We start from the raw sequence: 12,074 nt of genomic DNA, 5'->3' as shown, positions 1-12,074 counted from the left end.
AATGGAAAAGAAGGCGCGGTTAGTATAAAATAAGATTAAATGTTAACGTTCACATCATGCTGCAGATGGTTTTGTTAACGTTAACATTTATAAGTAAAGAAAGGTGGAGATTCTGTGAAGCCGTTTTTGAATGACGATTTTCTTTTAACGAATGAAACGTCGAAAGTGTTGTACCATCAGTATGCAAAAGGAATGCCGATCATCGACTACCACTGCCACTTGAGCCCGAAGGAGATTTACGAAAACAAAACGTTTAAAAACCTGACCGAAGTATGGCTCTACGGTGATCACTACAAGTGGAGAGCAATGAGGGCCAATGGAATATCCGAAGAGTTTATTACAGGAGATGCGTCAGACGAGGAGAAATTCAGCGCCTGGGCAAGAACGGTTCCGATGACGATTGGAAACCCGCTCTATCATTGGACCCATTTGGAGCTGAGGAGGTTTTTCGGCATCGATGACCGGCTTGATGAAAAGAGCGCACCGCATATTTGGGAGCGGGTTAACGAACAGCTGGCCGGAGGAGGGTTCGGCGCCAGAGACTTGATTGAAAAATCAAACGTTGAAACGGTTGTCACGACAGATGACCCCACAGACAGTCTTGAATATCATGTAAAGCTGAAAGATGAAGACTTTAATGTAAGCGTTTTACCTGGATTTAGGCCAGACAAGGCGATGGAAATCAATCAAAAGGGTTTTGCCGCCTGGGTGAGAAAGCTTGAAACAGCTAGCGGTATGAAGATAGCGAATTATGACGATTTTTTGAAAGCGCTTAAAAACAGAATTGACTTTTTCCATGAAGCAGGCGGACGGATATCGGATCATGCCATCAATCAAATGATGTACACGGAAACAGATGAGAGCGAAGTGCGCCCGATTTTTGCAAAGGTGATGAACGGGGAAAGCGCCTCGCCTGAGGAAGAGTGCAAATTCAAATCCTTGACCTTGCACTTTTTGGGAACATGCTATGCGGAGAAGGGCTGGGCGATGCAGCTCCACATTAACGCCCTCCGCAACAACAGCAGCAAAATGTACCGGAAGCTCGGGCCTGATACGGGATATGATGCGATTAATGATCAGGATATCGCAAAGCCTTTGTGCAGCTTTCTCGATTCTCTTGATCGAAAAGATGCGCTGCCAAAAACGATCTTGTATTCTTTAAACCCGCGGGACAATGTCGTGATTTCAAGCCTTTGCGGAAGCTTCCAGGACGGCCGGATACCGGGGAAAATCCAGCACGGTACCGCCTGGTGGTTCAACGATACGAAAGACGGCATGCTCGAACAAATGAAATCGCTTGCCAACATCGGTCTATTGAGCCGTTTTATCGGTATGCTGACTGATTCGCGCAGCTTTCTTTCCTACACAAGACACGAATATTTCAGGCGCCTGCTCTGCGATGTTATCGGCACATGGGTTGAGAACGGCGAAGCGCCGGATGATATCGAACTGCTGGGCCGGATCGTAAAAGGGATCTGCTACGAAAATGCAAAACACTATTTCCAGTTTGAAGTGAAAGATCGTTTGAAAGCTTAGATTCACAAATTGGCTAGCAGAGGAGCTGCTTTTTCATGGAAATATCGACGAACAAACAAACCGAAACAGTCGCCGTCACTCAAGAGAAATTAAGTTTAAAAGAAAAGGTTTCTTACGGTTTTGGAGATTTTGGGAACGGATTTATGTTTGACCTTGGACAGCTCTATCTTCTGAAGTTTTTTACGGATGTTGCCGGCATTCCGGCGGCGGCAGCCGGAGGCATTTTTCTTGTGAGCAAACTTTTCGCCGCTTTTGTCGATCCGATTGTGGGAACATCGATCGACTACAGGAAGAATATCGGCCCGAAAGGCAAATTCAGGCCGTATCTGCTATACGGAAGCTTTGTGCTTGCGATTTTGACGATATTGACCTTCATCTCGCCGAATCTGTCACCGACGGGCAAACTCATCTACGCTTATGCCTCATACATGCTTTGGGGTCTCGGCTATTCCTTTGTCAACATCCCTTACGGCTCGCTCGGGGCTGCCATGACGCAAAACTCGGTGGAACGGACTTCGCTTGCTTCCTTTCGCCAAGCCGGCTCGCTGGGCGCCCTGTTTGTGACGAGCATTGTTGTCATCCCGATGATTGTCAGGTTTGACAACCCTGCGGTTGCCTATCCGGTCGTCATGGGGCTGATGTCTTTTCTGGGTGTGTTGTTTTTCTACATTTGCTACAGGAACTGTCAGGAACGGATCGTCGTAAAAGATGAGAAGTACAAACAGGAAAAAGTGACATTCAAAGCGATTTCAAAGACGTTTTTTACGAACAAGCCGCTCCTTACGCTAATATTCATGACAATTTTTACGATTTCAGCCTATAACCTTAAATCCGCGATGCTGATTTATTTCGCGCAGTATAACCTCGGGAACGCCGAACTGATGGCCTACATGAATTTCATCATCATCGGCTCATCCTTTATCGGCGTCATCATGCTGCCGAAGCTCGTGAAGCTTTTTGGGAAAAAGCATACCGCCATTTTGGGGCTCGCGGTTTCTGTCTGTGCCGATCTGATCAATTTTTTCGCACCGGGCAATGTCTTTGTTTTTACGATTCTCGCAAGCATCGCCTTCATCGGCATCAGCATTCCGAACGGAATCACCTGGGCATTCGTATCAGATGCGATCGATTACGGCGAGTGGAGAACAGGGGAACGGAAAGAAGGAACGGTATACTCGCTGTTTAATTTTTCGAGAAAGCTGGCTCAGTCGCTCTCCGGCTTCCTGTCAGGGATCGGTCTCAGCATCATCGGCTATGTGCCGAATGCGGCCCAAAAAGCGGGGACGCTGCTCGGCATTAAAGCGATTCTCCTTTTGTATCCGGCAGCAGCGCTGACGGCGGCCATTCTCGTTCTCGGCTACCTGTACCGTTTGACGGATCAGAAGCACGCCGAAATGGTCGCGGAAATCAAAGCGAGAACATAGCGGAATTTCACTTTCTAAAAAGCGCTTTTGATATGGTAAACTGATGGTAACAACAGCAAGAAAAGGCGGGTAAAAAACAATGTCAGTAACGATTAAAGATATCGCCAGGCTGGCGAATGTATCGCACACCACAGTATCCAGAGCGCTGAACAACAGTCCGCTGATAAAAGAGAACACGAAAAAGAAAATACTCGACATCGCAGCCGAAATGAATTATAAACCGAATTTTAATGCGAAAAGCCTTGTCACGCAAAAGTCTTTTACGATCGGCCTGTTTTTAACAAGCCTGACAGACGGGACGTCTTCAAGTTTCTTTGCAGACATCCTGCGCGGCGTCAACAAGGTGATCGATGAAAACTATAATATGGTTGTCAGGGGAATCGACGATTATCATGATTTGTCATCCATTCACCGCAACCGCTATGACGGCATGATTTTAATCAGCCAAAGCGAACAGGATCAGGCTTTTATTGAGCATGTCCTCAAACAGAATATTCCGGTCGTCGTGCTGAACAGAAAAATCGAAGGGCACTCCGTTGTCAATATACTGGCGAATGAACACGAGGGCGCTTTCCTCGCTGCTTCATACTTGATCAAAAACGGCCACAAACAGATCGCCATGGTGCAGGGGAAAGAAGGCTTTAAATCGTCTCAAGAAAGGAAAGGAGGCTTTCTTCGCGCGCTTCGCGACTCAAACCTTGATATGCCCGGCGAATACCTCGTTCAAGGCGATTATACGATGCAAAGCGGCTTTCGCGCGGCTGAAACGCTGCTAAAGCTGAAGAATCCTCCGACAGCCCTGTTTTGCGCCAATGATGATATGGCGATCGGCGCGATGAACGCCCTCTATGCAAACGGGAAACGCTGTCCTGACAATATGTCGATTATCGGCTTTGACGATAGCGGATTTTCGGCGTATACGACACCGTCATTGACGACGGTAAAAAAACCGACTGAAAAAATCAGCATGCTTGGTGCGGAAAGCCTGCTGTCATTGATCGAAAACCCGCAGGCAGAAGGCGGGCAGACGCTCATCAGCACGGAGCTGATCATTCGCAATTCAGTTAAGCATCTATAGCATCATTTTTTTGATGCGCTGTAAAATGTGAACGTGTGCAGAAATGAGGAGGGGATTGAAATGGAGAGGCTGTCCAAACGGATAAGGTCTAAGCCGAGCCGCCCCGAACGGATTTTGCAAATCGGGGAAGGTAACTTTATGAGGGGGTTTATTGACTGGCAGATTCATAGATTGAATGAAGAAACCGATTTTAACGGCAGTGCCGTCGTCGTGCCTCCGCGCCGCGGTTCAGTAACGGCCTTTCAAGAACAGGATGGGCTTTACACGCTTTATCTTGAAGGCTTCCGGGAAGGACGGGAGGTTCGCGATTCTGCTGTCATTACATCAATCAGCAGAGTCGTCAGCAGCTATGAGCATTATGATGAATTTATGGAGCTGGCCGATCTGCCGGATTTGCGGTTTGTATTTTCAAATACGACAGAGGCCGGCATCATTTATATCGAGGAAGACCGTCTGTCCGACCGTCCGCAGAAAAGCTATCCAGGGAAGCTGACTGCACTTTTATACAGACGATACATGACTTTTCAAGGAAGCAGGGAAAAAGGTCTGGTGATCCTCCCGTGTGAGCTGCTTGAGGATAACGGGAAAATACTGAAAGACATTGTGCTGCGCTATACAAACGCGTGGGCGCTTGAACAAGGGTTCATCGATTGGCTTGAAGAGGCAAACGTGTTCTGCAATACGCTTGTGGACAGGATCGTACCGGGATTCCCGAAAGAAAATGCACACCGGCTTGAAGAGGCGGCCGGCTATCACGATTCCTTGATGGTGAAGGCGGAGCCGTATCATTTGTTCGTGATTGAAGGGCCGAAATGGCTTCGAGACGAGCTTCCGCTTCATGAGGCCGGTCTGAATGTCGAGTTTGTCCAGGATGTGACGCCGTACAGGATAAGAAAAGTGAGAATTTTAAACGGCGCCCATACCGCGATGACGCCGGTCGCTTATTTGGCAGGCCTTGAGACGGTTCGCGAAGCGGCTGAAGACGAGCTTATCGGCTCATTTGTGAAAGAGCTGATCCAGCGGGAGGTGCTCGAGACGATCGATATGCCCGATAGCGAGCTTGACAACTACGTGGAAGAGATTCTCGACCGCTTTAAAAACCCGTTTATCCGTCACAAGCTGATCGATATTTCCTTAAATTCCTTTGCAAAATTCAAAGTCAGAAATTTGCCCGTCTTAATGGAATATGCGGAACGAACAGGCAAACTTCCGGCTCGAACCGTATTTGCTTTAAGCGCCTTAATTTATTTTTACCGAGGCCAACGGGATGGGGATGATGGGGCCATTCCGCTGTCTGACGACGATGAGGTGCTGGCTTTCCTCAAACGGCTCTGGACGGAAGAGACAGACGTTTCGAACATCGCATTCCATGTTCTTGGGTTTGAAAAAGTGTGGGGGCAAAATCTGAACGACATGCCCGGATTGACGGACAAGACGGCTGAATATTTAAGGGACATGAAACAAACGGGAATGAGGAAGGCGCTGGAAAAAATGATGAAAAGCCAAATGGCTGAGCTGGGGGACATGTAATGAAAGACTGCTTGATGATCAATCCTCAAGATAATGTCGGCATTGCGTTAAGAGAATTGCAGACCGGTGAAACGGTCACTGTCGGAGAACGAACCATCGTGATCAAGGAACCGATTTTGAAAGGCCATAAGTTTGCTTTAAAAGACATCGCTGAAAATGAAAACGTCATCAAATACGGCTTTCCGATCGGGCACGCCACTGAAATGATTCAGACGGGAGAGTGGGTGCACACGAAAAATGTGAAAACGAATTTGGGCGGTGTCGAAGAATACAGCTACAAGCCGAAGTTTACGGAAAACCGCTATCAAAAAGAACCGCTTACATTTAAAGGCTTTAAACGAAAAGACGGAAAAACCGGGATCAGAAACGAGCTATGGATCGTCCCGACTGTCGGCTGTGTAAATGGCATTGCAGAGCTGATCATCAAAGAATTTAAGGCTGAGGTCGGCTCCATCGCCCCTTTTGAAAGCGTTCACGTATTAAAGCATCAGTACGGCTGTTCACAGCTTGGCGACGATCATATCAACACGAGAACGATTTTGGCGAATGCCGTCAACCACCCGAATGCAGGCGGTGTCCTTGTGCTGGGGCTCGGCTGTGAAAACAACAGCATTCACGAATTCCGCGAAGCGCTCGGCGATTACGATCACAGCCGGGTCAAGTTTCTGCTTTCCCAAGAGGTATCAAACGAAGTCACGGAAGGCGTCAAACTGTTAAAGGAAATTTATAAGCATGCAAAAGGTGACCACCGCGAAGATGTTCCGCTTTCTGAACTGAAAATCGGTTTGAAGTGCGGCGGATCTGATGGATTTTCCGGCATTACCGCGAACCCGCTGCTCGGCCGGCTCTCCGATTTTCTGATCGCCCAAGGGGGAACGGCGGTGTTGACAGAAGTGCCTGAAATGTTTGGGGCAGAAACGCTATTGATGGAGCGGGCTGAAAATGAGGAAGTGTTTCATAAAATTGTCCGCTTAATCAACGATTTTAAACAGTACTTTATCGATCACAGGCAGCCCGTCTATGAAAACCCGTCTCCGGGAAACAAAGCGGGCGGCATTACGACATTGGAAGATAAATCGCTCGGCTGTACGCAAAAAGCCGGCACTTCAAAGGTGGCGGATGTCCTTGAATACGGGGACGTTTTGAAAAAGAAAGGGCTGAACCTGCTGAGTGCTCCGGGAAATGACCTTGTTGCTTCATCCGCACTGGCCGCTGCAGGGTGTCAAATCGTTTTATTTACGACAGGACGGGGAACTCCTTTTGGCACCTTTGTGCCGACGATGAAAATTTCGACAAATACGGCGATTTATGAGGCAAAGCGCCATTGGATCGATTTTAATGCGGGAAAGGTGCTCGAAGACCGATCAGAAGATGACGTTTTGAAGGAGCTGACAGCGTATTTGATCGAAGTCGCAAGCGGCAGGCAGCTGAACAATGAGATAAACGATTTCAGGGAGCTTGCGATATTTAAAACAGGCGTCACATTATAAAGGGGGCGGTAACGTGAGTCTGCAGAAAATAAAAGAAGAGATTGTAAAGAAGCTGAAGGTTCCGGTATTTCCGAATCGCTCATTTGATGTCACATCGTTTGGGGCTGACGAAAACGGAAAAAACGATTCGACCGAAGCGATACAGAAGGCGATTGATCAAGCCCACCAAGCCGGCGGCGGAAGAGTAACGGTTCCTGAAGGCGTGTTTCTTTCCGGTGCGCTCAGATTGAAAAGCAATGTGGATCTTCATATTGCAAAGGGAGCGGTGATCAAATTCAGTCAGAACCCTGAAGATTATCTCCCTGTTGTGCTGACGAGGTTTGAAGGAGTCGAGCTCTATAATTATTCACCGCTCATCTACGCTTACGAAGCCGATAATATTGCGATAACCGGAAAGGGCACGCTTGACGGTCAAGGAGATGACGAGCATTGGTGGCCGTGGAAAAGAGGAACGAACGGCCAGCCTTCACAGGAAAAAGATCGGAACGCTTTGTTTGAAATGGCTGAGCGCGGTATCCCGGTCACTGAGCGGCAGTTTGGAAAAGGGCATTATTTGCGGCCGAATTTCATTCAGCCGTATCGCTGCAAACATATATTGATTCAAGGCGTCACTGTGCTGAATTCGCCGATGTGGCAAGTTCATCCCGTGCTTTGCGAGAATGTGACAGTGGACGGCATCAAAGTCATCGGACACGGCCCCAATACCGACGGAGTCAACCCGGAATCGTGTAAAAACGTGGTGATCAAGGGCTGCCATTTTGATAATGGAGACGACTGCATCGCCGTCAAATCGGGAAGAAATGCGGACGGCCGAAGGATCAACATTCCGTCGGAAAACATCGTCATTGAACATAACGAAATGAAAGACGGGCATGGAGGGGTCACGATCGGAAGCGAAATTTCCGGCGGCGTGAAGAACGTCATCGCAGAGGGCAATCTTATGGACAGCCCGAACTTGGACAGAGCCCTCCGCATTAAAACGAATTCGGTGCGCGGCGGCGTTCTTGAAAACATCTACTTTCACAAAAATACGGTCAAAAGCTTGAAGCGCGAAGTGATCGCCATCGATATGGAATATGAAGAAGGAGATGCCGGAGATTTCAAACCTGTCGTCCGCACGGTTGATGTTAAGCAGCTGAAAAGCATGGGCGGACAATACGGGATCAGGGTGCTGGCATACGACCACTCTCCGGTCACCGGGCTGAAAGTGGCTGATTCCGAGATCGACGGCGTCGATGTTCCGATGGAACTGAAACATGTGAAAGACCCCGTTTTTTCGAATCTGTATATTAACGGAAAACGCTATGACTCACACAAAGCCTAAACATAAATCCTCTGCAGACATGCAGAGGATTTTTCTTTTAACGCGGCGGCGCATCAGCGGTTTCGCTTTTGACCGAGGAAATCAGCAGTTTCATAAACACCCGGCTTGCAGCGCACATATGCTTGTTTTTACGGTAAACGATGCTGATCTCCGTCGTCAAATCCGGCTTTTGTATCGGAATCGTCTGAATGGATTTATTTCCAATAGCATTAAGATAGCCTTTCGGCAAAATGGTGGCGCCGATGCCTTTACCGACCATGTTCATGATCGATTCCATCGTTGTCATTTCCATGACCGGCCGGGGCTCGAATCCAAGCGTGCGGCACTTTTCGTTGATCAGCTGCCGCAAAAAATACGTCTCAGGCAGCAAAATGGATGGAATCTCCCTTAACACGTCAAGCGTGACAAACTGCCGCTTTGCAACCGGATTGTCAACAGGCGCCGCGAGGGCGAGATGCTGGGTAAGGAATGGGACGGCTTCTAAGTCACGATGTTCCACCCGCTGGGCTACAATGCCCAAGTCGAGCTCATTTTGCAGCAGCCGGTCGTAAATATCCCCGGTTCTCAGCCCTAAAACAGACAATTCAATATTGGGGTAGCTGCGGTGAAATTCGACCACGGTCCGGGGAAGCAAATAATTAACCACGGTCAAAAGCGCCCCGATTTTAAGCGTTCCCCGTTTTAAACCTTGAAGCTCGCTGATCGCGTCTCGCGCCTGTGACAGTTCATGAAAGATATTGTAACAGTGCTGGAGCAGAATATTTCCCGCTTCCGTCATCACGGTGCGTTTGCCTGAACGGTTAAACAAAGGCATTCCGATTTCGTGTTCAAGCAAACGGATTTGCTGGCTCAGCGAGGGCTGAGCGATATTCAGTTTTTCGGCGGCGCGGGTAAAATGAAGCTCCCGGCACAATGCCATAAAGTATTCCAATTGCTTTAGCTCCAATGCTCTTTCCTCCTCTCCATCTGAAAAACAGCCGAATTCCAATGATAGGTTTAACCTATTGTTTTTATAATAACGATTGAATAGTTTTATGGTAAGAGGTCGATTATACTTAAATCTCAAAAGGGGTTTGCAGGACATTTGAATGTAAGAGGTGATATGAATGGAATATGCCGATATCCTTTCGATCAATGTAGGGAAGCCAGAGGAAATTCAGTTTCAAAATAAAGCTGTGTCTACCGGAATATACAAGAAGCCGGCAAGCGGCCCCATCTTCCTGTCATCTACTAATTTCACGGGGGACGGACAGGGGGATCTCATTCATCACGGCGGCGCGGAAAAAGCAGTGTGCGTCTATCCGTATGAACATTATCTCTTTTGGGAAAAGGAACTGCAAAGAAAGCTGGAATACGGAGCATTTGGCGAAAATTTAACGATCAAGGGTCTGCTGGAGGATGACGTTCATATCGGCGACATCTTTCAGCTGGGTGCAGCTGTTGTACAGGTGAGCCAGCCGAGGCAGCCCTGCTATAAACTAACCGTAAGGTACGGTATGCCGGACATGATACTGAAGGTACAAGATACCGGATTTACGGGTTTTTACTTTCGCGTGCTGAAAGAAGGGTTCGTCTGTAAGGAGCATGGTCTGAAACGAATCTCACGCCACCCTAAAGGCATTACGATTTCATACGCAAATCGCATCAAGCATCATGAAAAGAACGATATTGAGGGCATCAAAAAACTTCTCGAGGTGGAGGAACTGTCGGCAAATTGGCGTGCATCATGTTTAAAACGGCTGAACGGCTTTGAGCCGGATGACCGCGAAAGGCTGACGGGAGGTCTGAAGCAGGGTTCTTAACCAAAAGGAAAAAATCCTCTGCCGACCGGCAGAGGATTTCGGTTAAATCGAGCGGATGATTCCGCCCTCCACTCTTTGAGCTGAACCGTTGATAGCCGCAGCTTTTTCGGAAGCGAGGTAGACGATCGTACTCGCCACTTCTTCCGGTTTTGCATAGCGCTGAATCAAAGAAGTCGGCTCATTCACTTTGAAATAATCTTTGACAAAGGTGTCTAAATCGGTTTTCTCCTGAGCGGCGGCACCTTCCATATAATTGGCGACGCCTTCCGTCCAGGTAGGTCCCGGAAGAACAGAGTTGACGGTCACATTTGTCCCTTTTGTCATTTCGGCCAAACCTCTTGACAAACTGATCAAAGCGGTTTTTGTCATGGAATAAGGGATCATCTGCGGAAGCGGTTTAATGCCGGCCTCGCTTGCCAAATTGAGAACCCTTCCCTTATTCCGCTTCAGCATGGCCGGCAAAAACGCGCGGCAAAGCCTAACGGCGCTTAAAACATTTACTTCAAAATATTTGAGCCACTCTTCGTCTGTCACGTCTGTAAAATCCTTCACTTCAAAGAAGCCCATATTATTGACGAGGACATCAAGCTCCCCGATTTCAGCGGTTTTTTCGACCAGTGCCCTGCTTTCTTCAGGATCGGATAAATCAGCGGCAATTCCGTGAACATTTCCGTGCCGGGAAAGCTCATCAACGACCGACTGGACCTTTTCTTCTGTCCGTCCGTTTACGATGACCTCGGCGCCTTCCGCCAAAAAGGCTTCCGCCGTTGCTTTTCCAATACCAGCAGTAGAACCCGTTACGAGCACGAGTTTGTTTTTCAGCTTTAAATCCATATGCCATCAATCCTTGTTTCAGAGTTAAGATGAAAGAAAACATCTAATAAACAGTATATCGCAGCTGGATACCGCGGTCGAAAATCGTGCTTGGCGCTTTATTGTTCCCTGCCTTTTAAAACTTTATGAATATCTTCCATCGGACGGAGCCAATTCCTTTTCATCACTTCAGCCGCCAATTTCGGATCGTTTTTTTCAAAAGCGGCGATGATTTTCCAATGCTCGGCGGCGGACTGCATTTTCGGAGCAGCAGGCCGATTGAAAAACACATACTTCATCCGTCTGACATGAAGCTGCAGAACGGCAGAAAACTGAAGAACATACGGGTTTTTAGCCGCTTCTGTAATCAAATGGTGGAACTGTTCGTCCAGTTCAGCTGCATCGTGGTTCCTTTCCTCTTTAAACGCGGTTTCGTATTGAGCAGCGAGTTTTTTGAGCTCGGCGATCTCTTCTTCCGTCAAAAGCGGCGCAGCCAGTTCTGCCGCCAAAGCCTGGAGATGTGCGAGCGGAGGATAGACGGCCAGCGCATCATCGGGATGAATGAGCGTGATCTTTGTTTCTTTTCCCGGCTTCATTTCCACAAACCCTTGGGATTCAAGGAGCTGAAGCGCTTCTCTGACCGGTGTGCGGCTGACGCCGAGCGCTTCGGCCAGATCGACATCCGTGACTTTTTCGCCGGGTTCAAGGGTTCCGTCTACAATCCAGCGCTGCAATTGGTGAAACGCTTTTTCCTTTGCTGAAAGTCTGACCTGAGGCGTATAGTTTTTCGGTATCGGCATAAAATCACCCTTTCTCTATATGCAATATATCGTAATTGTTTTAGCAAAAACAACGTTTTTCAGCTGAAAATCTCCTTTTCAGAATCTCATATACAGACCTGTGTCGATTATAGTATAATAATTCCGAAATTAGGATACGAATGAGTCAGAAAGGCGCTGCTGATCGGCAGCTTAAGAGGGGAAGCCGGCGAGAGCTCCGCTTAGTAGTTCGGACAGGCCGGGAGCGATGAACCAATAGCCGGAATAACCGCCTGGATGATGACCGCGTAATCTGCGA

10 protein-coding genes are annotated in these 12,074 nt (G+C 48.1%); 7 read left to right on the top strand and 3 right to left on the bottom strand.

The window, feature by feature from the left end; genetic code table 11:
- The first annotated feature begins 114 nt into the window (after positions 1 to 114).
- The 6 genes from uxaC to H7F26_RS02020 all read left to right on the top strand — a co-directional run bounded on the left by uxaC (position 115) and on the right by H7F26_RS02020 (position 8,382).
- A complete protein-coding gene (gene uxaC, locus H7F26_RS02045) occupies positions 115 to 1,536 on the top strand; it encodes a glucuronate isomerase (RefSeq protein WP_003185172.1) in 1,422 nt (473 codons plus the stop codon).
- Between the two features lie 35 nt (positions 1,537 to 1,571).
- Positions 1,572 to 2,960: a glycoside-pentoside-hexuronide (GPH):cation symporter gene (locus H7F26_RS02040; RefSeq protein ID WP_003185170.1), complete on the top strand. Its 1,389-nt coding sequence runs from the start codon at positions 1,572 to 1,574 to the stop codon at positions 2,958 to 2,960.
- Between the two features lie 79 nt (positions 2,961 to 3,039).
- Positions 3,040 to 4,038 (top strand): LacI family DNA-binding transcriptional regulator, encoded by a 999-nt coding sequence (locus H7F26_RS02035; RefSeq protein ID WP_003185168.1) that lies wholly within the window; start codon positions 3,040 to 3,042, stop codon positions 4,036 to 4,038.
- 60 nt (positions 4,039 to 4,098) lie between these two features.
- Positions 4,099 to 5,568, top strand: coding sequence for a tagaturonate reductase (locus H7F26_RS02030; RefSeq protein WP_003185166.1), 1,470 nt, complete (start codon positions 4,099 to 4,101; stop codon positions 5,566 to 5,568).
- The gene (locus H7F26_RS02025) at positions 5,568 to 7,058 is read left to right on the top strand and encodes a UxaA family hydrolase (protein WP_003185163.1); all 1,491 of its coding nucleotides are present in this window, start codon (positions 5,568 to 5,570) and stop codon (positions 7,056 to 7,058) included. Before H7F26_RS02030 ends, H7F26_RS02025 begins: the two co-directional genes overlap by 1 nt.
- A 13-nt stretch (positions 7,059 to 7,071) precedes the next feature.
- Positions 7,072 to 8,382 (top strand): glycoside hydrolase family 28 protein, encoded by a 1,311-nt coding sequence (locus H7F26_RS02020; protein WP_003185161.1) that lies wholly within the window; start codon positions 7,072 to 7,074, stop codon positions 8,380 to 8,382.
- A gap of 37 nt (positions 8,383 to 8,419) precedes the next feature.
- On the opposite strand, the gene H7F26_RS02015 is transcribed toward H7F26_RS02020, so the two are convergent.
- Positions 8,420 to 9,328, bottom strand: a complete 909-nt coding sequence (locus H7F26_RS02015; RefSeq protein ID WP_003185158.1) for a LysR family transcriptional regulator — start codon at positions 9,326 to 9,328, stop codon at positions 8,420 to 8,422.
- Positions 9,329 to 9,488: 160 nt separating this feature from the next.
- On the opposite strand from H7F26_RS02015, the gene H7F26_RS02010 reads away from it, so the two are divergent.
- Positions 9,489 to 10,184, top strand: a complete 696-nt coding sequence (locus H7F26_RS02010; RefSeq protein WP_009329569.1) for an MOSC domain-containing protein — start codon at positions 9,489 to 9,491, stop codon at positions 10,182 to 10,184.
- A gap of 42 nt (positions 10,185 to 10,226) precedes the next feature.
- Here the strand turns inward: H7F26_RS02010 and H7F26_RS02005 are convergent, their stop codons facing one another.
- Both H7F26_RS02005 and H7F26_RS02000 read right to left on the bottom strand, forming a co-directional pair.
- A complete protein-coding gene (locus H7F26_RS02005) occupies positions 10,227 to 11,018 on the bottom strand; it encodes an SDR family NAD(P)-dependent oxidoreductase (RefSeq protein ID WP_003185154.1) in 792 nt (263 codons plus the stop codon).
- Between the two features lie 98 nt (positions 11,019 to 11,116).
- A complete protein-coding gene (locus H7F26_RS02000) occupies positions 11,117 to 11,797 on the bottom strand; it encodes a GntR family transcriptional regulator (protein WP_003185152.1) in 681 nt (226 codons plus the stop codon).
- Positions 11,798 to 12,074: the final 277 nt, after the last annotated feature.

Origin of the sequence: Bacillus sp. PAMC28748 (assembly GCF_014250415.1) — a bacterium.
Taxonomy (GTDB): Bacteria; Bacillota; Bacilli; order Bacillales; family Bacillaceae; genus Bacillus; species Bacillus licheniformis.
The sequence above is the reverse complement of the archived record's forward strand: the minus strand, read 5'-3'. Positions and strand labels throughout refer to the sequence as shown.